This window comes from Frigoribacterium faeni, from assembly GCF_007988805.1.
Taxonomy (GTDB): Bacteria; Actinomycetota; Actinomycetes; order Actinomycetales; family Microbacteriaceae; genus Frigoribacterium; species Frigoribacterium faeni.
In genome coordinates this window covers 56273-75534 of the sequence record NZ_BJUV01000018.1, presented here as the reverse complement: position 1 = coordinate 75534, position 19262 = coordinate 56273, and the positions used below count along the sequence as shown (strand labels likewise).

At 71.2% G+C, this 19262-nt stretch carries 18 protein-coding genes; 9 read left to right on the top strand and 9 right to left on the bottom strand.

What is annotated here, in order from left to right:
* Window positions 1–300: 300 nt before the first annotated feature.
* The 7 genes from FFA01_RS10070 to FFA01_RS16260 form a co-directional block, all read right to left on the bottom strand.
* Window positions 301–945: a hypothetical protein gene (locus FFA01_RS10070; RefSeq protein ID WP_146855680.1), complete on the bottom strand. Its 645-nt coding sequence runs from the start codon at window positions 943–945 to the stop codon at window positions 301–303.
* Window positions 946–1199: 254 nt separating this feature from the next.
* Window positions 1200–2942 carry a glycoside hydrolase family 13 protein gene (locus FFA01_RS10065; RefSeq protein WP_146855677.1) on the bottom strand — a complete coding sequence of 581 codons (1743 nt, stop codon included), beginning with the start codon at window positions 2940–2942 and terminating at the stop codon, window positions 1200–1202.
* Entirely contained in the window at window positions 2939–3853 is a 915-nt protein-coding gene (locus tag FFA01_RS10060) for a carbohydrate ABC transporter permease (protein WP_146855676.1), read from the bottom strand. The genes FFA01_RS10065 and FFA01_RS10060 overlap by 4 nt, the downstream gene beginning before the upstream one ends.
* Window positions 3853–4815: a carbohydrate ABC transporter permease gene (locus FFA01_RS10055; protein WP_146855674.1), complete on the bottom strand. Its 963-nt coding sequence runs from the start codon at window positions 4813–4815 to the stop codon at window positions 3853–3855. Before FFA01_RS10055 ends, FFA01_RS10060 begins: the two co-directional genes overlap by 1 nt.
* Entirely contained in the window at window positions 4812–6122 is a 1311-nt protein-coding gene (locus FFA01_RS10050; protein ID WP_244289793.1) for an ABC transporter substrate-binding protein, read from the bottom strand. Before FFA01_RS10050 ends, FFA01_RS10055 begins: the two co-directional genes overlap by 4 nt.
* Before the next feature lie 319 nt (window positions 6123–6441).
* Complete coding sequence (locus FFA01_RS10045; RefSeq protein WP_146855670.1) at window positions 6442–8583, bottom strand: alpha-galactosidase; 2142 nt, start codon at window positions 8581–8583, stop codon at window positions 6442–6444.
* Between the two features lie 10 nt (window positions 8584–8593).
* Window positions 8594–9052 carry a hypothetical protein gene (locus FFA01_RS16260; RefSeq protein ID WP_244289792.1) on the bottom strand — a complete coding sequence of 153 codons (459 nt, stop codon included), beginning with the start codon at window positions 9050–9052 and terminating at the stop codon, window positions 8594–8596.
* Window positions 9053–9113: 61 nt separating this feature from the next.
* Between FFA01_RS16260 and FFA01_RS10040 the strand changes: the two genes are divergently transcribed.
* The 6 genes from FFA01_RS10040 (at window position 9114) to FFA01_RS10015 (ending at window position 13544) form a co-directional block, all read left to right on the top strand.
* The gene (locus tag FFA01_RS10040) at window positions 9114–9947 is read left to right on the top strand and encodes an ROK family protein (RefSeq protein ID WP_244289791.1); all 834 of its coding nucleotides are present in this window, start codon (window positions 9114–9116) and stop codon (window positions 9945–9947) included.
* Between the two features lie 183 nt (window positions 9948–10130).
* Window positions 10131–10664: a putative periplasmic lipoprotein gene (locus FFA01_RS10035; RefSeq protein ID WP_146855668.1), complete on the top strand. Its 534-nt coding sequence runs from the start codon at window positions 10131–10133 to the stop codon at window positions 10662–10664.
* On the top strand, window positions 10661–11764 hold the full coding sequence (locus FFA01_RS10030) for a peptidoglycan-binding domain-containing protein (RefSeq protein ID WP_167627340.1): 1104 nt from the start codon (window positions 10661–10663) through the stop codon (window positions 11762–11764). The genes FFA01_RS10035 and FFA01_RS10030 overlap by 4 nt, the downstream gene beginning before the upstream one ends.
* Entirely contained in the window at window positions 11755–12429 is a 675-nt protein-coding gene (locus FFA01_RS10025) for an ABC transporter ATP-binding protein (protein WP_167627339.1), read from the top strand. Before FFA01_RS10030 ends, FFA01_RS10025 begins: the two co-directional genes overlap by 10 nt.
* Window positions 12426–12932, top strand: coding sequence for a hypothetical protein (locus FFA01_RS10020; protein ID WP_146855662.1), 507 nt, complete (start codon window positions 12426–12428; stop codon window positions 12930–12932). The genes FFA01_RS10025 and FFA01_RS10020 overlap by 4 nt, the downstream gene beginning before the upstream one ends.
* A gap of 18 nt (window positions 12933–12950) precedes the next feature.
* Window positions 12951–13544, top strand: coding sequence for a hypothetical protein (locus FFA01_RS10015; protein WP_146855660.1), 594 nt, complete (start codon window positions 12951–12953; stop codon window positions 13542–13544).
* Window positions 13545–14034: 490 nt separating this feature from the next.
* Here FFA01_RS10015 and FFA01_RS10010 read toward each other — a convergent pair whose 3' ends face one another.
* Together FFA01_RS10010 and FFA01_RS10005 are read right to left on the bottom strand one after the other, a co-directional pair.
* Complete coding sequence (locus FFA01_RS10010; protein WP_146855658.1) at window positions 14035–14721, bottom strand: hypothetical protein; 687 nt, start codon at window positions 14719–14721, stop codon at window positions 14035–14037.
* A gap of 164 nt (window positions 14722–14885) precedes the next feature.
* Window positions 14886–15716, bottom strand: a complete 831-nt coding sequence (locus FFA01_RS10005) for a FadR/GntR family transcriptional regulator (protein WP_146855656.1) — start codon at window positions 15714–15716, stop codon at window positions 14886–14888.
* A 95-nt stretch (window positions 15717–15811) separates the two neighbouring features.
* Here FFA01_RS10005 and FFA01_RS10000 point away from each other — a divergent pair, with 95 nt between their 5' ends.
* The 3 genes from FFA01_RS10000 to FFA01_RS09990 all read left to right on the top strand — a co-directional run bounded on the left by FFA01_RS10000 (window position 15812) and on the right by FFA01_RS09990 (window position 19219).
* Window positions 15812–16717 (top strand): proline iminopeptidase-family hydrolase, encoded by a 906-nt coding sequence (locus tag FFA01_RS10000; protein WP_146855654.1) that lies wholly within the window; start codon window positions 15812–15814, stop codon window positions 16715–16717.
* 115 nt (window positions 16718–16832) lie between these two features.
* Window positions 16833–18290 (top strand): APC family permease, encoded by a 1458-nt coding sequence (locus FFA01_RS09995; protein WP_146855652.1) that lies wholly within the window; start codon window positions 16833–16835, stop codon window positions 18288–18290.
* Window positions 18287–19219, top strand: a complete 933-nt coding sequence (locus FFA01_RS09990) for an acetamidase/formamidase family protein (RefSeq protein ID WP_146855650.1) — start codon at window positions 18287–18289, stop codon at window positions 19217–19219. Before FFA01_RS09995 ends, FFA01_RS09990 begins: the two co-directional genes overlap by 4 nt.
* Window positions 19220–19262 lie beyond the last annotated feature (43 nt).

The window sequence follows — 19262 nt, the reverse complement described above, 5'->3', positions numbered from 1 at the left end:
CCCCCCCCCCCCCCCCGGTGCGATGCTGCGTGCAAATCGCGACCGGTGGTGGGGGTGCTGCGTGCACGTCGCGACTGCTGACGGGGAGATGCGTGCAAATCGCGACCGGCACCGCGCCTCCTCGGCTCCCGTGTGCCGAACCCGACCGGTCGAGAACGACTCAGCGTGCCGAACCCGACCGGTGAGGCGCGACACGCCGCTCATCTCCGCCGGAGAACCACGATTCGGCCGCCGAATGTCGCGATTTGCCCACGCCGACCCGAGTGACGCGCACTCGCCGAGGTCGTCCGGCGACCGGATTCACCACGCGGCGGGCAGCGGCGCCCCGGGCCCGGGCGGTCGTTCGACCAGCGCCACCGCGTCCTCGCGGCTGATGCGGCCGGGGAAGTTGTACCGCGCGAAGCGGCCGGTCGGATCGTACGAGGCCGTCGGCATCGCCACCGACGTCCGACGGACGGCCTCGGCGAGCACGGCGGTCGAGGTCTGATCGAGGGTCGCACCTCGGCGGTCGCGCAGGATGATCTCGACCCGCGCCTCCGGGGCCGCCACCAGGCGGAGCACCAGCACGCCGTTCTTCGTCGCCGGCTCGACCGGGATCGACGCGCGGTCGACCCTGCTCAGCGCGACCGTGTGCCGACCGGCGCGCAGCTCGTCGGTGTCGAGGTTGACCCACGGCTGCGGGTAGATGCGGTTGCGCACCACGGTGACGAGGCCGAAGATCGCCGCGAGGATCACGAGCGCGAAGCTCAGGCTGATCAGGAACGACGACCCCGACGGCTGGAACGTGCGGGCGAACTGCCAGGTCACGTTGCCGACCTGGAACGCGAGCAGGACTCCGAACGCGGTGCCGAGGCCGCTCCACATCGACCACCAGCGGCGCTCGCCGATCCGGGTCCAGCCCGTCGGGAGCCGAGGAGGCGCGGGCGCGGCGTCGGGACTCGTCACCTCCCCGACGCTACCGGTCGCGTACCGAACCCGACCGGCCTGGCGGCGCTGGGCGTGCCGAACCCGACCGGCAGCGCTGAGCGTGCCGAACCCGACCGGCCTGGCGGCGCTGAGCGTGCCGAACCCGACCGGGCCGGCGGCGCTGAGCGTGCCGAACCCGACAACCCGGGCGCGCCGCGCCGCTCACTTTCGCCGATGCACCCCGGTTTCGACGGGTGGCGTCGCGATTTGCACACTCCCCCCACGGGACGGCGTCAGGCGCGCAGCACCCGGACCTCCCACGGCGCCAGCGTCAGCGACCCGATCCCGTGCGGCACGTTGCCCAGCACGACCTCGGGCACCGACCGCCGCCGCAGCACCGGGTGCAGCGCGGGGTCGAGCTCGTACGGCTCGCCCGACCAGTTCGCCAGCACGAGCAGCTGCTCGTCGCCGAGCGTGCGGGTGAACGCGTACAGCCGGTCGTCGTCGGGCGCCAGCATCTCGAAGCGACCGTGCGCCACGACCGGCGACTCGTGCCGCAGGGCGATGAGCCGGCGGTACCAGTCGAAGACCGAGCGGTCCGAGGAGGCGCGGTCCGCCTCCACGTTCACCGCGTGGTGATTCGCCACGACCTCGATCCACGGGGTGCCCGTGCTGAATCCCGCCGCGTCACCGCCCGACCACTGCACCGGCGTCCGCGCGTTGTCGCGGCTGCGGAATCGCAGCGACTCGAGCAGGACCTCGGGATCGGCACCGGCCTCGACCTCCTCGGCGTACCAGTTGATCGACTCGATGTCGCGGTACTGCTCGATCGAGGTGAATCCGGCGTTCGTCATGCCGATCTCGTCGCCCTGATAGACGTACGGCGTGCCCCGGTGCAGGTGCAGCACGGCGGCCAGCATCGTCGCTGACTCGTAGCGGTGCGCGCCATCGTCGCCGAAGCGCGACAGCGACCGCGGCTGGTCGTGGTTGCCGAGATAGAGGCTGTTCCAGCCGGCGTCGGCCAGGCCGTCCTGCCAGCGGCCGAGCGACCGCTTGAGCGCGACCAGGTCGAAGGGCCGGTTGTCGAACTTCGACGACGGCCCGTGGTCGAGCCCGACGTGCTCGAACTGGAACACCATGTCGAGCTCGTGCCGGTCCTGAGCCGTGAACAGCGCGGCGTCGTCGACCGTCACGCCGGGCATCTCACCGACCGTGATCAGCTCGCGGTCGGTCCGCGAGGCGAACACGTAGCGGTGCATCTCGCGCAGGTGGTCGTGGATCCGCCCGCCCATGACGAACCCGCGCGCCCCCGGCTCGAGCGAGGCCGGATCCTTCGCGATGTGGTTGATGACGTCCATGCGGAATCCGTCGACGCCCCGGTCGAGCCAGCGGTTCATCATGTCGTAAACGGCCTGCCGCAGGGCCGGGTTCTCCCAGTTGAGATCGGGCTGCTTCGACGCGAACATGTGCAGGTAGTACTGGCCGGTCGCCTCGTCGAGCGTCCAGGCCGGACCGCTGAACGCGCTGCGCCAGGCGGTCGGGAACGTCCCCGCGCCGGGCGTGCCCGCCGCGTCGGTGCCCTCGCCCCGGCCGTCCGGGCCCACCGGCAGCGGATCGCGCCAGATGTACCAGTCGCGCTTCGGGTCGTCGCGCGACGACCGGGCCTGCTCGAACCACGCGTGCTCGTCGCTCGTGTGGTTGACGACGAGGTCCATGACCAGCTTCATGCCGAGCGCATGCACCTCGCCCATCAGCGCGTCGAACTCGTCGAGCGTGCCGAACAGCGGGTCGATGTCGTCGTAGTCGCTGATGTCGTAGCCGTTGTCGGCCTGCGGCGACCGGTAGATCGGCGACAGCCAGATGACGTCCACGCCGAGGTCGGCGAGGTGGCCGAGCCGCTGCCGGATCCCGGCCAGGTCGCCGACGCCGTCGCCGTTCCCGTCGGCGAAGCTGCGGGGGTAGATCTGGTAGACGGTGGCGTCGGTCCACCAGGGTGCGTCGCGGTGCTGCACCGTGCCTCCTTCTGTCGTCGTCATTTGGTCGAACCTCTCATCACACCACTGACGACCCACTTCTGGGCGATCACGTAGACCACCAGGAGGGGTGCGAGAGCCATGAGGTAGGAGGCGAAGGCGACCGTGTAGTTGGTGTTGAACTGGCCCTGGAAGATGAACTGCGCGAGCGGCAGCGTGCGCGCCGACGGATCGGAGAGGATCACCAGCGGCAGCAGGAAGTCGTTCCACGCCCAGACGCAGGTGAGGATGCCGACCGTGGCGTTCATCGGGGCCAGCAGCGGGAACACGACCTTCCAGAAGACGCCCCAGGTGCTGGCGCCGTCCATGCGGGCGGCCTCCTCGAGCTCGATCGGGATCGACCTGATGTAGGCCGTGAAGATGAAGATGTTGAACGACAGTCCGTAGACCGTGTAGAGCAGCACGAGCCCGACGGGGGTGTCGAGTCCGAGCAGCGCGGTCTCCTTCACCACCGGGAGCATGATGATCGGGAACGGCACGAAGATCGCCGCGAGGAAGTAGAAGTACAGCCCCTTGAAGAACCTCTTGTGCATGTTGCGTGCGATGGCGTAGGCCACCAGCGAGTTCGTCAGGAGCGTGAGCACGACCGCGCCGACAGTGATCAGCGCGGTGTTCATCAGCGCCCGGGGGAAGTCGGTCAGCGCGTACGCGTCGGCGAAGTTCTGCCAGCGGATCTCGGTCGGCAGCTCGAAGCCGGTGCCGCCGAGCTGGTCGGGGCCCTTCAACGCGGTGACGATCGTGAAGTACAGCGGCAGCAGCACGGTCAGCGAGCAGACCGCGATCAATGCGGTGAGCCACCAGTTGGTGCCGCCGTTGCCCCCGTCGAGACGCCGACGGCGACGGGGCGTCGTCGCGGGGTCGACCGGGCTGGTGGTGGTCTGGAGGGCTTCGGCGCCCTGGATCGTCGAGCTCATCAGAACGACGCCTCTCTGCGCTGGAGGAAGCGCAACTGGATGAACGACACGAGGATGATGACGAACAGGTACAGCACGGCGTTGGCCATCTGGTAGCCGTACTCGCCGCCCTGGAACCCGCCGCGGAAGATGACCAGGGCGATCGACTCGGTCGATGTTCCCGGTCCGCCGTTCGTCAGGGCGACGATCTGGTCGAACACCTGCAGGAACGACTTGAACGACAGGACCATGTTGATGGTGAAGTACGCCCCGATCAGCGGGAACGTGATGGAGCGGAACTGCCGCCACGACGACGCGCCGTCGATGCCCGCGGCCTCGTAGAGCTCGGCCGGGATGGTCTGCAGACCCGCCAGGTAGAGGATGACGTTGAATGCGCAGGCCTGCCAGACCGTCGTGATCACGATGCCGAGCCAGGCCCAGTCGGGGTCGGCCAGGATGTTGTTCGCGAGACCCGGCAGGCCCAGCGACGTGAAGATCGCCGGGAACGAGTTCGCGAACAGGTAGTTGAAGACGTACCCGATGATCAGGATCGCCAGCACGTACGGGATGAAGAACACGCCGCGGAACGCCGTGCGGAACTTGATGCGCGCGTTCAGCCCGAGCGCGATGGCGAGCGAGATCACGTTGACCGCGATCGTCGACACGATGGCGAACCCGAACGTGAACAGGTACGACGAGATGACCCGGTCGTCCCGGAACAGGTTGAGGTAGTTCGACAGTCCGACGAAGCTCCAGGTGCCGTAGCCCGCGTAGTTCGTCAGGCTGAAGAACATGCCGGTCACGACGGGGATCGTGTGCAGGCCGAAGAAGATCACGACGGCCGGGACGACCATCCAGTAGAAGGCGCGGGGCGTGCGGCCCTGCGTGCGGCGCGTCGGCGTCGGCGTGCCCGACCGGCCCGGAGCCGAGGAGGCGCGGGTCGGCTTCTCGGGCGACGTCGGCCGGGGTGCGGTGGCGGTCATTCCTTGCCCTCTCTCTGTGTGGCGGTGCGGGCGGCGACCTTGCTCCACTCGTCGTCGAGATCGGCGAGGAAGGCGGGCGCGTCACCGGTGATGACCATGGTCTGCAGCATGTTGACCAGCGGGATCGACGCCGGGATCTGGTGGTCGATGAACCCGATGATGCGTCCGTCGCTGAAGTACGGCTCGAGGCCGGCGAGGGCCGGGTCGGTGTTCGGCGCCGCGTCGAGCAGCGGCGAGAAGGTGCTCTGCGACTCGCTGTAGGCCTGCACGACCTCGGGCGACATCAGGTAGTCGATGAAGCGCTTCGCCTCGGCGGGGTGCTCGGTGGTGCGCCCCATCGAGATGCCGACGTCGACGCCCGAGACCGCGACGCGGGCGTCGGCGTCGTCGGTCACGGGGTAGGGGAACGTCGCGATCGGAGCGTCGGGGTTGCTGGCCCGGATCGCGGGGATCGCGTACGAGCCCTGCAGGTACATCGCCGACTCGCCGTTCGCGAACGCGGCGTTGCCCGCGTTGTAGTCGCGGCTGGCGAAGCCGTCCTGGCAGTACGAGAAGAGCTCGACCTCCTTGTCCATGGCCTCGCCGAAGTCCTTCGAGAAGGACACCGCGCCTCCTTCGATGTCCGAGCCCTCGGCTCGCAGGTCGTCGAAGAAGCCGTCGGGCATCAGCGTGCCGCCGAGGTTGACGAAGGCGGGACCGGCCGTCCAGGCGTCCTTCATCGTGCAGTAGAAGGGGTTCACGCCGGCGTCGCGGAACGTGTCGGCGGCGGCGATCAGGTCGGTCCAGGTGGTCGGGACCTCGACGTCGTTCGCGGCGAAGATCTCGGGGTTGTAGATGATGCCCGACGCGTTGCTGGCGAACGGGAGGGCGTTGACCTCGTCGTCGCCCTGGTCGCACGTGCCGAGCGCCTGCACGATGTCCTGCACCGCCGGGTTGACGTCGTCGTTCGCGGGCTCGTCGGACAGGTCGGCGAACACGCAGGCCCGGGCGAGCTCGCCGAAGTTGCCGCTCGCGTTCAGGGTGAGGACGTCGGGCACCTTGTCCTTGACGAGCAGGGTGCGGATCGCCGTGTCCGGGTCGGGCACGGCGTTCTGCACGACCCGGATGTCGGGGTTCTCGGCCTCGAAGTCGGCGATGATCTGCGTGAAGTCGCCGACGGCCTCGGGCTTGAACTGGAAGAAGTCGAGCGTCGTGACGCCGTCCTGCGCGGTGCTGCAGCCGGTGAGGCCGGCGGTGACCAGCGTCGTGCCGACGAGGGCCGCGACGAGCCGACCGCGTCGGGTCCTGGTGGTGGTGGGGGAGTGCACGTCGCGCCTCCTTGCGCTCGGGTTGCGGCCGGGGCCGCGATGGGTGTGCGTTCGTGTGGGGTGGAGCAGGTGCCGTTCGCGGGCGCGACCGACGTCGGTGGGGTGGCGCGGGGTGGTGCCGGGCGGGGTGGTGTGTGCGGGGTGGTGTGTGCAAATCGCGACCGGCGCGTGTGCCGAACCCGACCGGCGGCGACGCGTTCTCCGTGCCGAACCCGACGAGCGGGACGTGACACGCCGCTCACTTTCGTTGTCAGGCCCCTGGAACGCCGCCCGGTGTCGCGATTTGCACAGGAAGAGGGGCGGGCGAGGAGGGCGGGCGCTACGCGGGGGTGACCTCGATCAGGACGAGGCTCTCGGGGAACAGCACCGGGGCCTGGACCCCGCCGAGGCGGAGGGCGCGGCCCGGGACGACGACGCCGTCGAGGGTCCACGGCAGGGCCGACTGGCCGGGCCCGCCGAGGGTGGCGGTCGGGTCGGCGAGTGCGACGCGGTAGCTGCGCTCGTCGTCGAGACCGGGGAACGTGACGGGGCCGGGCGGGTAGCTGGCGCTCGCCGTGACCTGCGTGAAGGTGTAGAGCGCACGGTCGCGTCCGGGGGAGACGACGCCGCGCAGGTCCATCGACGCGTCGGGGAGGTCGGCGTGCACCGCGGTGCCGTGGTGCAGCAGCTCGCGGTGGCCTTTATGAGCGGCGACCCAGGCGGTCAGCTCCGCCTCGACCTCGGGGTCGAGCGCCGAGATGTCCCACTCGATGCCGAAGTGGCCGGGCAGGGCGACGCCAGCCCGCAGCGACAGGTCGTGTCGGCGTCCGGTCGAGTGCGAGCGGGGTCCGCTCACGTGCGCGCCCATCAGCTCGTAGGGCACGAGGAGGTTCGTGTACCTCTGGATCGTCAGCCGCTCGATCGGGTCGATGCAGTCGCTCGCCCAGATGCGGTCGGTGCGGTCGAGGATCCCCAGGTCGACGCGGGCCCCGCCCGAGGCGCAGCTCTCGATCTCGACGAACGGGTGACGGCTGCGCAGCTCGTCGAGCAGGCGGTACAGCGCGACGACGTTCTCGTGGACCGCGGGGTGCGCGGGCGAGCCGGCCCCCGCCTCCAGCAGGTCCCGGTTGTGGTCCCACTTGAGGTACGCGATGTCGTACTCGGTCAGCAGGGCGTCGAGTCGCTCGAGCAGGTAGGCGGACGCCGCGGGGTTCGACAGGTCGAGCACCTGCTGCTGACGGGCCGACACCGGGAGGCGCGAGCCGGCCGACAGGATCCAGTCCGGGTGGGCGCGGGCCAGATCCGAGTCGGGGTTCACCATCTCGGGCTCGACCCAGAGGCCGAACTGCATGCCGAGACCGGTGACGTGGTCGATGATCGGCGTGAGGCCGTCGGGCCAGACGTCGTCGTCGACGTACCAGTCGCCGAGCCCCGAGGTGTCGTCGCGGCGGCCGCGGAACCAGCCGTCGTCGAGCACGAAGCGCTCGGCGCCGACCCGGGCTCCGGCGTCGGCGAGGGCGCTGAGGCGGGCGAGGTCGTGGTCGAAGTAGACGGCCTCCCACGTGTTGAGGGTCACCGGGCGCTCGGACGCGGGGTGCTGCGGGCGGGAGCGCAGGAGGCGGTGGTACCGACCCGAGAGCTCCGTCAGCCCGTCGCCCCACGAGCCGATCGCCTCGGGGGAGTCGTAGCTCTCGCCGGGCACGAGACGGATCTCGCCGGCTCCGAGGAGCTCGGCGACCCGGGCGAGGGAGCTGCCGGTGATGGTGCGCTCGACGCTCACCCGGTGGTTCCCGCTCCACGCGAGGTGGACGGCGTGGACGAGGCCGCGCTCGAAGCCGAAGCCGGGGGTGCCGGCGGCCAGCAGCAGGGTGGCGTCGGCGCCGGGGCGGCCGCGGCGGCTCTCGCGGTCGTAGCGGCCGACCGTCATGGCGTGGCGCTGCGGCGTGCGCTCGCGCAGGTGGCGGCCGGTGGTGTCGAGCACCTCGCCGGCGGTGTGCGGCAGGGGGAACGTGGCGGCGAGCTCGTGCAGGTCGTAGACGTCGTCGCCGCTGTTCGTGAGGCGGAGGGTCTGATGCAGCAGGCCGTGCTCGTCGAGGCGCAGCTCGATGCGGAGGCGGAGCGCGGCCTCGGCGTCGTCGGCGGTGAGGACGAGTCCGGCGTCGTCGGCGGTGAGGTCGGTGACCTGGAACGACGGGGCGAACCCGGCTCCGGCGCGGCTGCCGACGAGGCCGGGGGTGCCCTGCCAGCCGTCGGCCTGGAGCGGGAGGAGCGTGAGACGGGTCGGCTCGTCGACGCCGCCGGAGACCCTCTGGGGGCGGGAGGCCGTGACCAGACCGGCCAGCGCCTCCTCGGTGACGTCCCCGAGGTCGGGGCCCCAGTGGACGATGCTCGGCAGACCGGACTCGGGGGTGTCGAGCACGAGGCTCGTCCCGCCGAGGCGGAGGTGGAGTTCGGAGGTGCGGAGACCGCTGCGACGCTGCATGGAGTAATTTCTACGACGAAAGGAAAGGTGCTGTCAAGCGTTCGGTCAGAATTGCTCTGGCGGGTCGTCTGGCGGTGTTCGAGCCGATTTCGATGGTGTTTCGATTCGCGGCGGAAGATATGCTGGCCCGATGACGACGACGGGTCCTGCTCTCGGCGACTCGGGTCGCGAGCTCGCCCGAGAGGTGCTGATCCACGGTCCGATCGCCCGGGCCGACCTCGGTCGCCGCCTGGGGCTGTCGCCCGCCAGCCTCACTCGGCTGAGCAAGCCGTTCCTCGACCGCGGACTCTTCGTCGAGGGGCCCGAGCGGCAGGACGGCGCCATCGGTCGGCCGGCCAAGCCGCTCGACGTGCGGGTCGACTCGCAGCGGTTCGTCGGCGTGAAGCTCACCGGCGAGCAGGCGCTCGGCGTGCTCACCGACCTGCGGGCGCGGACGCTGGCATCGGCCGTCGTCGATCTGCCCGGGCACGGCGTGGAGCAGGTGGTGGAGGCGGTGGTCGCGGTGGTCGAGCGGCTGTCGGCGGACCGCGGTGCGGGCGCTGCGGATGCCGGCGGGGGTGCTGCCGGTGCCGGTGCAGGTGCTGTGGATGTCGGCGCGGGTGCTGCGGGTGCCGGCGATCGGCCCGCGGGCGTCGGCGTCAGCGTCGGGGGGGAAGGTGATCGGGTCGAGCGTGGTGGCGCGGGCGCCGTTCCTCGACTGGCGCGCCGTCGACCTCGGCGCCCTGCTCGCCGAGCGCCTCGGTCTGCCCGTCGTGATCGAGAACGACGTCGTGGCCCTGGTCGAGGCCGAGCACTGGTTCGGGCTGGGGCGGGGCGTCGACAACTTCGCGGTCGTGACGACCGGAGCGGGGGTCGGCTACGGGTTGGTCATGCACGGTCGGCAGGTCGTGACGGCGGACACGGGGCTCGGCCTCGGCGGGCACTTCCCGATCGACCCGACCGGGCCGATCTGCCTCGACGGTCACCGCGGCTGCTCGACGGCGATGCTGTCGACGACGAGCATGTGCGCCTCGGCGCGCGGCGGTCTCGGTCGCGACGTCGAGTACGACGAGCTGCTGGCGCTCGCGGCCGAGGGCAACCCCGTCGCCGCCCAGGTGGTCGGCACCGCCGGCCGGTCGCTCGGCCACATGATCGCCGCCGTGGCGAACCTCACGATGGTTGACACCGTCGTGCTGTCGGGCGAGGGCATCGGCCTGCTGGACGTGCCGCTCGCGGTGGTGGAGATGCGCGCGGGCCTGGCCGCCGACCGCGACCCGGACGCCAGCGAGGTACGCGTGCTGGTCGGCGCGGACGACTTCGGCGCATGGGCGCGAGGGGCGGCCGCCGTGGCGATCCAGGCCCGGTTCGGGGCGCTCGCGGGCTGAGCGGGGCGGCTCGTCGCGGCTCCGCGCTCGTGGCCGCTCCGGGCACGGTCGTCGCCGACGCGCCGACGCTCGAGGGCCGGTGCCCGCCCGGGCCTGCCGACGCCCATGTCGCAGTCGAGAATCAGGCTTGCTGAGAACGATCGTTAGTCATAGTGTCTCGTATGACAACGAGAGGAATGTCACGTGGCCTTCGCCTTGTTCCACCACCCGGCCCCGCTCCTCCTTCGGCGAGGTCGCGCCGTCACCGCGGTCGCGATCGCCCTCCTGCTCGCGGGATGCGCCTCGGGTCCGCCTGCGGACATCGAGCTGACGAGCGAGGAATGGTCGGTCATGTCGGCCGAGCAGCAAGCGGCCGTCGAGGACGGCGTCGTCACCGAGCGCGAGTACACGGCGGGCTACGAGGCCTACGTGTCGTGCCTCGGGCAGGCCGGATTCGAGCTGGAGGAACTGGGGCGGCCTGGTGGCTTCTACGAGTTCGGCATTCCAGAGGAGGCGGTCGACGCCGGGGCGGATGAAACCTGCTACCTCCTGCACTACAACGAGGTCGACTCCGTCTGGCAGCGGGAGCATCCCCGTGACGACGAAGACGTCAAGGTCATCCTGCGACAGTGCCTCGAGGCCGAGGGGCTCGACACGGAGGGGACTCAGGACGAGCTGACGGCGCGGATCGTCGCCTCCGATCTCGGATTCATCGGCTGCATGGAGGAGTTCGGGTGACTCGGAGATCCGCAGCCCGTGGGCTGTGGGGTTGGGCCGTTCCCGTCGCCCTCTGGCTGACGCCGGTGGTGGTCTTCGCGCTGCTGCTGCCGACGGCCCTCGTCGCCGACGAGGCGCCTGTCGGAGCAGCCGACTCAGGGGAGGTCGTCGTCGGCGAGCGGGTGCGCGATCTGCGCACGGCCGTCTCCGTCACCGTCGCCGAGCCGGCCACGGTTCCGCTCCGTCTGCGGGTCGGGGGGACCGTGACCTCGCTGCCCCGCGCCTCCCGGGTGGCCTCGGGGGTCATCGTGATCGGGGTCGACGGTCTGCCCCTCCGGGCGCTCGTCTCGGACGACCCGGTGTACCGCGACCTGCGCCGCGACGACCGCGGGCCCGACGTCGCCGCGGTCGCCGGGTTCCTCGCAGCGCTCGGCTACGACGCCGGTGCCGGTCCGAGCGTCTTCGGCCCGAGGATGGAACGCGCGGTGGAGGCGTTCCAGCGAGCGGACGGGCTGGAGCCCGACGGGGTGTTCCGGGTCGACCGCGTCGCCTACCTGCCGCCTGAGGCGGCCGGCGAGATCACCTTCGGCGTGACGCTCGGGCAGGAGGTCTCGGCCGGTGACGACCTGGGGACGAGCGCAGCAGCCGGTGGCCTCGTGACGATCGCGCCCCTCGACGGCGCCGGCGACCTGGGTGAGATCTTCGGCGATCAGCCGGTCACGCTCTCGTACCGCCGCGAGACCGTCGAGCTGACCTCCGTGGACGCCGTCGACACCGACCCGGCCACCTCGCGCGCCGTTCGCGACCTCGTCGACGCGCTGCGCGCCTCCCGGGCCGTCGACAGCGACCGAGCCTCGCCGGACGGCGCGATCGAGGGGTTCAGCCTCGCGCTCGCCTCCCCTCAGCGTCTCGGCTCGGTACCCGGCCGGGCCGTCGTCGCGAGTGCGGACGGGGCGCTGTGCGTCTACGAGGCCCGAGAAGGAGGCGCGCGTCCGGTGCCCGTCACCGTCGAGGCCCCCAGCTCGGAGCTCGGAGTGGCCTACGTCGACGCCGACCTGATCGGACGGACCGTGATCGTCGCGCCCACGGCCGGCGATCTCGGTGGATCGCCGTGCACCTGATCGTCGACGACCTCTCGCTCTCGGCCGGAGGCGCGACCCTCTTCCGTGGGCTGTCGCATCGGTTCGCCCCCGGGCGCGTCACGGCGGTCGTCGGGCCTTCCGGTTCGGGCAAGTCGACGTTGCTCGCCGCGCTCGCCGGACTGCATCCGGTGGCCGACGGGCGCATCCTCGTCGCGACGGACGAGCTCGCTGACCGCGACCGCCGCGACGGGGCGGCGGACGGGGCGGCGCCCGTCGGACGCCCGCCGCGAGCCCGTGACGTGACATGGGTTCCGCAGGGGTCCAACGCCCTGCCCGGCCGCACGGCCATCGACAACGTCATGGTGGCTCCGCTGGCAGCCGGGCGGACGATGGAGGAGGCGCGCCAGGCTGCCGAGCGTGCTCTCGCCCAGGTGGGGCTGGGCCACCGCGCCGGCGCGTTCTCGCGCACCCTCTCCGGGGGCGAGCTGCAGCGCCTCTCTCTCGCGCGCGGGCTCGCGACGACACGGCCCTTCGTCTTCGCCGACGAACCCACGGCGAGCCTCGACGGAGCCAACGCCGCCCGCGTCGCCGAGGTGCTCGCCGGAGTCACGACCGATGCGACGGTCGTGATCGCGACCCATGACGACCTCATCGTCCGGAGCGCCGACGCGTGCGTCGACCTGCGGCCGTACCTCCTGGCATGACGACAGGCGATTGGCGCATCACCGCGCTCCTCCGCGAGGCGCTGCTCAACATCCTGGGCAGGGGCAGCCGTCAGGTGGTGCTCGTCGCCGTGGCGGTCGCCCTCGGCCTCGCGCCGGCCCTCGGTTCGGCGTTCGTCGAGAACGAGCTCCGGCGCGACGACCTCGCTCGCGAACAGGCCGGGCAGGGAGTCCTCCAGATCGGTTCGGTCTCGGACTCCGACGAGGCCCGGATCTCGCGAACGTCGTGCGAGGCGCTGTCCCGCCGAAGCGGCGTCCGCCGCGCGGGGGTCATCGTCCCGCTCGATCGAGAGGCGTTCGTGCAGACCGGGCGGGTGCCCACGGCGCTCGTGAGCACGACGCTGCTGCCGGCGCTGGCGGGGGTCGACGCCGTGGTGGGGCGCGATCTCGCCGGGGGCGAGGTGGCCATGGGCGCCGGGGCGGACGTGCCGGCCGACGGCGCCGGCGACGCCGTGGCGATGGCCGGAGCGGAGGCGCCGTGGTGACTCGCATCGGGGGACCGGGTGGTCTCGGCCCGGGTCGGGGGAGTCGAGCCACGCGGGATCGACCTCGGTTCGGTCGTCTCGTTCGCGCTGCCGGCGGACGTGGACCGGGCCTCCGTCTGCATCGTGGAGATGGAGCCGCCACTCGTCTCCGGATCGGCCGCCGGCGACGTCGGACCGGAGCTCGTCGCCGCGCTCGAGACCGAAGGGGCCGATGTCCGCGCGTTCCCCGTCGAGAGCGGGGGGACGAGTCTGCGCGAGGTGTGGAGCGCCAGCCCGGCGCGGGCGTTCCCCGCGGGGTCCGGAGTGGTCGGGGCGCTGGTCGCCGGGCTCGTGCTGATGCTGCGCAGCAGCGAGATCGCCGCCTACCGTCTGTCGGGTACCTCGGCTCGGTCGCTGCTGCGGTTGCTGTTCCTCGAGCAGGTGGTGCTCGCCGGGTGTCTCGTCTCCGCGGCGGGTGCGGGCTTCGCGGTGCTCGCCCTCGCCGGGGCGGCGCCGCCGCCGTCAGGACTCCTGTGGGTGGTCCTCGGAGGGGTCGTGTGGCTCATGGTGGCCGGCGTGCCGGCTGTCGTCGCGGCATGCCGCAACCCGGTTCGGCTCGCACGGGACCGCTGAGTGCCGAGAGGGTCGTGAATGCTGCGCGGGTGTTCGGTCGAGGATCACGACCTCGCGCGGTCGGTCCCCCAAAAGGGGGACTCGATACTGCTGAGTATCGGATGCTAGCGTCGGCACCGACGGCGTTGAAGCCACGCGGACACTCGGCCCGAAACGAGCGTCCTCCCCCTGCGTGACGCCCACCCGGCGATCTGCGCGGCACCTCGAACCCCCCGCGAGAGCCGTGCGTCGAGATCGACGGAGTCACGTCGTCCGTGGCGGTCGCCGCCGAGCCGGGCCCACCCACCCGGCCGGCGGCGCCGCACACTCTCGCGCTCGCGCGTCGCTCGCTCGCGCGTCGCTCGCTCGCGCGCCCTCCACGGGCCGCGCGCACATCGAGTGGTCGGAAGATGCTCTTCGTCGCGCCCGGAAGAGCATCTTCCGACCACTCGATCCGAGATCGCGAGCGAGCGCGAGGGGCGAGGCGAGGCGCGGGGGGCGAGGCGCGCGCTCAGCTCTCGAGGTGCGCGAGCATCGAGCCGAGCAGGTCGTCCGTCGGGTAGTTCGACTGGCTGACGTAGATGACGAGGTCGCCGCGGACGAAGTACGTCTTCGTGAGGTCCGTGCCGTACGGCTCCGTGGTCGTCGACACCTGGCACACCCGGCCGTCGTGCTCGTCGGTGCAGGTCGCGCCCGCGGCGGCGACCTGGTCGAGGAGCGAGGTCGACGTGGCCTGGTCGAGTCGTCCCAGGGCCACCTCGAGACCCGTGATGTCGGCCCCGGGGTCGCGCCAGAGGCAGTCGATCGAGGCCGCGCTGTCGACGATCTCCACGGGGTCGGCGTCGGTCGGCGGCACCTCGGGAGTGCGCGCGCCGAAGGGCGTGCCGTCTCGGCGGGGTGCGGCCTCGGGGTTCAGCGGTGCGAGGGTGAGCTGCGCCGCGTACGTGTCGGCGTCGGTGACCTGCGTGCAGTCGGTGGGGATCGTCACGACCGGTGCGGCGGCGGACTCGGTCGGCTCCGGCGTCGTCGAGGGTGCCCCCTCCGCCGAGGAGTCCGGGGTCGTGCTCGGGGTCGACGAGACTCCGGCGCTCGGGCTGCTCGAGGGGTCGGCGGTGGTCGAGTCGGCGGTGCAGCCGGTCAGCGTCACCGCGGCGAACGCAAGGGCCCCTGCGATGGCGAGTGTTCGTGCGGTGGTCATGTTCTCCCGTTCCGTGGTGCGCCTCGAGGATGACCGCCGCCGCAGTCCGGATCGAGTGGTCCGAAGATGCTCTTCCGACCGCGAGGAAGAGCATCTTCGGACCACTCGATTCGAGCCCGCTCGATTCGAGCCCGCTCGCTGTCGAGCACCCACGCTGAAGCGCGTCAATCGTGCCGGTGAAGCACCCGCTCGAGCAGCTCGAGGTCGATCTTGACGTGCTCGCGAGCGATGCTCGCCGCCTGGGAGGCGTGTCCCGCGCAGATCGCGTCGACCAGCGCCTCGTGGTCGGCCAGTGCCCGGAGCTCCATCTCGCGCATGCCGTCGGGGCCGCCCCAGAGGTGGGCCGGCGCGGAGATGCTGACCCGCGCCTCCAGGTCGAAGAGCACGTCGCGCAGGGTCGCGTTGTGCGCGGCGTCGGCGATGGCCACGTGCAGCAGCTCGTCGGCCCGCTGTGAGGCGCGCCCCGACTCGGCGCGGCGGTAGCCCTCGAGTCGCTCGCGCAGCAGCTCGGCGTCGGCCGGCGTGCGGTTCTCGGCGGCGGCCTCGGCGACGGTGCCGTGCAGCCGGCCGATCGCGTCGCTGGTGTCGCGCAGGGTGGACCACCTGGCCGTCAGGGTGCGCTGCGCGACCGCGTCGGACGACGTCGTGTGCTGCTCTCGCACGAACGAGCCGCCCCCGCGACCGCGCTGGGTCTCGATCATGCCCTGGTCGACCAGCCGGGCGAGCGCCGCCCGCACCGTCATCCGTCCGGCGCGCAGCGATGCCGCGAGATCGCGCTCGGCCGGGAGGCGTTGGCCGGGCAGGTACTCCCCGGTCGCGATGGCGGTGACCAGACGGTCGGTCACGTCGTCGACCCGGCTCGACGACTCGAGCGGGGCCGCCAACGCACCCGAGCCCGTGTCGCCACCCGGGGCCGATCCCGTGTCGACGTCCACCGCCGAGCCCGCGGTCGCCTCCGCGCCCGCGCTCTCGCTCGGTGCCTCGCGCTGCGTCATGCGTCGTCCCCTCCGAGCGGCGTCGTGTTACACCCACGTTAAGTCACGAAGAAAGGTCTTGGCACGAGACCATTTCGTGTCGCACACTGTCCCGCATGTCAGCGAGCACCTCCTCCACCCTCCCCTTCCGCGATGGCGAGACCTGGTTCCAGGTCACCGCCCCCGACGAGCCCCGCCCCGGCGCCCTCCCGCTCGTCGTGCTGCACGGCGGCCCCGGCATGGCTCACGACTACCTGAGGAACCTCGCCGCGCTCGCCGACGAGACCGGACGCACCGTCGTCCATTACGACCAGTTCGGCTGCGGGCGCAGCAGCCACCGCCCCGACGCCCCCGTCGAGACCTGGACGCCGGCGTTCTTCGTGGCGGAGTTCGACGCCCTGGTGGCGCACCTCGGTCTCGACCGGTTCCACGTGCTCGGCCAGTCGTGGGGCGGCATGCTCGGGGCCGAGATCGCCGTGCGACAGCCGCGGGGCCTCGCGAGCCTGGCCATCTGCAACTCGCCCGCCTCGATGCAGCTGTGGGTCGACGGCGCGGCCGAGCTGCGTGCGCAGCTGCCGACGGAGACCGAGGAGGCGCTCCGCCGTCACGAGGAGGACGGCACCACCTCCGACCCCGAGTACCTCGCGGCGACCCAGGTCTTCTACGAGCGTCACGTCTGCCGCGTCCTGCCGATGCCCCAGGACTTCGTCGACAGCGAGGCGCAGATGGAGGCCGAGCCGACCGTTTATCACACGATGAACGGGCCGAACGAGTTCCACGTGATCGGCACGATGCGCGACTGGAGCATCGTCGACCGCCTGCCGTCGATCACGGCTCCGACGCTCGTCGTGGCCGGCGAGTTCGACGAGGCGACGCCCGCCACCTGGCTGCCCTTCGTCGAGTCGATCGCCGACGTGCGGTCGCACGTGCTCCCGGGAGCGAGCCACTGCGCCCACCTGGAGCAGCCCGAAGCGTTCCGGGCCGTCGTCGCCGCGTTCCTCGCGGAGCACGACGACGCCTGATGTCGCCCACGCGACCGTCAGCGCGCCTCCCGCCTGCGCCGCACATCCCGACCCGCACCCCGCCTCCTGACCCGGCTCCACCCCACCGCGTCCCACCCGAGCGAGAGAGCACACCATGTCGACGAACACGAAACCCGGCGCCCCCGGCGGCGAGCTGAGCAACCAGCAGCAACTCGAGCAGTACGGCTACAAGCAGGAGCTGAAACGGTCGGTCTCGACCGTCGACCTGCTGATCTACGGACTCATCTTCATGGTGCCGATCGCGCCCTGGGCGATCTTCGGCACCGTCTACAACGCGTCGTCCGGGATGGTGCCGTTGGTGTACCTGGTCGGCCTCGTCGCGATGATCTTCACGGCGCTCGCCTACGCGCAGATGGCCAAATCGATCCCGCTGGCGGGGTCGGTCTTCTCGTACGTCGGCCGCGGCATCCACCCGATCGCCGGGTTCTTCGCGGGCTGGGCCATCCTGCTCGACTACCTGCTCGTGCCGACGCTGCTCTACGTGTTCGCCGCCGAGTCGATGATCGGGATCTTTCCCGGCAGTGCTCGCTGGATGTGGGCGCTGATCTTCGTCGCGATCAACACCGCGGTGAACCTGCTCGGCATCAGCTCGATCAAGCTGATGAACCGGGTCTTCCTCGCGATCGAGGTCGTGTTCATCGCCGTCTTCGTCATCATCGCCGTGATCGCTCTCAACAACGGCACGATCCCGGGGGCGGAGTTCACCAGCGACCCGATCTGGGACTCGAGCAAGGTCACCGCACCCCTGATCGCCTCGGCGCTCTCGATCGCAGTGCTCAGCTTCCTCGGCTTCGACGGCATCTCGACCCTGTCCGAGGAGAGCACCGGCAAGCGTGGGGGCGCGGGCAAGGCGATGATCATCGCCCTGTTCATCGTCGCATTCTGCTTCATCCTTCAGACCTGGCTGGCCAGCGCGCTCGCCGCGGGTCGCGATTCGTTCCCCGAGGGCGAAGCCGGCAACGCGTTCTTCGACCTGGTGCGAGCGGCGTCGAACAGCGGCTGGGCTACGGCGTTCTTCGTGGTCAACGTTCTCGCGGTCGGCATCGCCAACGCGATGGCCGCGCAGGCCGCGACGTCGCGTCTGCTCTTCTCGATGAGCCGCGACAAGCAGCTGCCCGCGTTCCTGTCGAAGATCAACGCCCGTCAGGTGCCGCAGGCGGCGATCCTGGTCGTCTCGGCGCTGTCGGCCGTGCTCGTGCTGTTCTTCGTCGGGCAGATCGACCTGATCGCCTCACTGGTCAACTTCGGGGCCCTGTTCGGTTTCATGCTGCTGCATGTCTCGGTCGTCGTGCACTACGTCGTCAGGAAGAAGTCGCGCAACTGGCTGCTGCACCTGGTGGTACCCGTGATCGGTTTCCTCGTCATCGGCTACGTACTGGTCAACGCCGCACCCGAGGCGAAGATCGGCGGCCTGGTCTGGCTGCTGCTCGGTGCCGGGGTGTTCCTCTACTACCGGAGCCGAGGAGGCGCAGCCCCGTCTCTGGGGCAGGGCGCCGACGAGTCGACGGTCACCACCGCCTCCACCGCCGACGGCGAACGGCGCGACGCATGAGCGGCGACCTCCACCACCTCTTGAGCAACGAGCTCGGGAGGCCCGGGTTCTCCGCGTCGGTCGAGCCGGTCCTGCGGATCACGCCGGGCACAGGCGAGCGGATCGGCTTCGAGACGAGCGACGCGGTCTACGCCGAACTGCACGAGCACCATGATCCGGCCCGGCTGTCGGTGCCCATCAATCCGGTCACCGGGCCGGTGTACGTCGAGGGTGCGGTGCCGGGCGATGCGCTCGCCGTGACGGTGCACGAGATCCGACTGGTGGACCATGGCTGGTCGGTCAGTCTGCCCGGGACGGGCGCGCTGCAGCACGTGATGGGCGACGGGATGTTCACCCGGCGTGTGCCGATCGACGCCGCCGGGGTGCACGTGACCGACCGACACGTGTTCGCACCGCGACCGATGATCGGCTGCATGGGCACCGCCCCCGCCGAGGGCGAGAACTCGACGATCATGCCGGCGTACGCGCAGGGCGGCAACATGGACGTCACCGAGAACACCGTGGGGTCCACCGTCTACCTGCCCGTGATGGTCGAGGGCGCCTACCTGTCGATCGGCGACATCCACGCGATCATGGCCGAGGGCGAGTCGTCGTTCGTGGCCATCGAGGCGCAGGGCACGGCGGTCGTGTCCATCGACCTCGTGCCGGGGATGGGACTCCGGGCGCCGCGGATCGAGACGGCCGACGACTGGGTCTTCGTCGGGCTCGGCGATCCCGTGCAGGAGAGCATCCGGCGCGGCTACGAGGACGCCTTCGCGTTCCTGGTGGACGACCACGGGTGGTCCCGGGGCGACGCCTATGCGGTGCTCAGCGCGGTCGGTCACTCGCGGCTCGGCGGGCCGACGGGATCGGTCGCACCGGACCCGCTGCACCCGTTCGACGCGGTCGGGGCGGTGACCCTCCACCGGGTGCCGAAGAGCGTGCTGTAGGTCGGACGGCTTACCTTCACACCGCGAAACGGACACCGCACCG

Coding starts and splice junctions, on each gene's coding strand:
- FFA01_RS09990 (WP_146855650.1), top strand. CDS start 18,287: ATGAGCGGCGACCTCCACCACCTCTTGAGCAACGAGCTCGGGAGGCCC.
- FFA01_RS10000 (WP_146855654.1), top strand. CDS start 15,812: ATGTCAGCGAGCACCTCCTCCACCCTCCCCTTCCGCGATGGCGAGACC.
- FFA01_RS09995 (WP_146855652.1), top strand. CDS start 16,833: ATGTCGACGAACACGAAACCCGGCGCCCCCGGCGGCGAGCTGAGCAAC.
- FFA01_RS10045 (WP_146855670.1), bottom strand. CDS start 8,583: ATGCAGCGTCGCAGCGGTCTCCGCACCTCCGAACTCCACCTCCGCCTC.
- FFA01_RS10060 (WP_146855676.1), bottom strand. CDS start 3,853: ATGAGCTCGACGATCCAGGGCGCCGAAGCCCTCCAGACCACCACCAGC.
- FFA01_RS10020 (WP_146855662.1), top strand. CDS start 12,426: ATGACGACAGGCGATTGGCGCATCACCGCGCTCCTCCGCGAGGCGCTG.
- FFA01_RS10010 (WP_146855658.1), bottom strand. CDS start 14,721: ATGACCACCGCACGAACACTCGCCATCGCAGGGGCCCTTGCGTTCGCC.
- FFA01_RS10065 (WP_146855677.1), bottom strand. CDS start 2,942: ATGACGACGACAGAAGGAGGCACGGTGCAGCACCGCGACGCACCCTGG.
- FFA01_RS10005 (WP_146855656.1), bottom strand. CDS start 15,716: ATGACGCAGCGCGAGGCACCGAGCGAGAGCGCGGGCGCGGAGGCGACC.
- FFA01_RS10055 (WP_146855674.1), bottom strand. CDS start 4,815: ATGACCGCCACCGCACCCCGGCCGACGTCGCCCGAGAAGCCGACCCGC.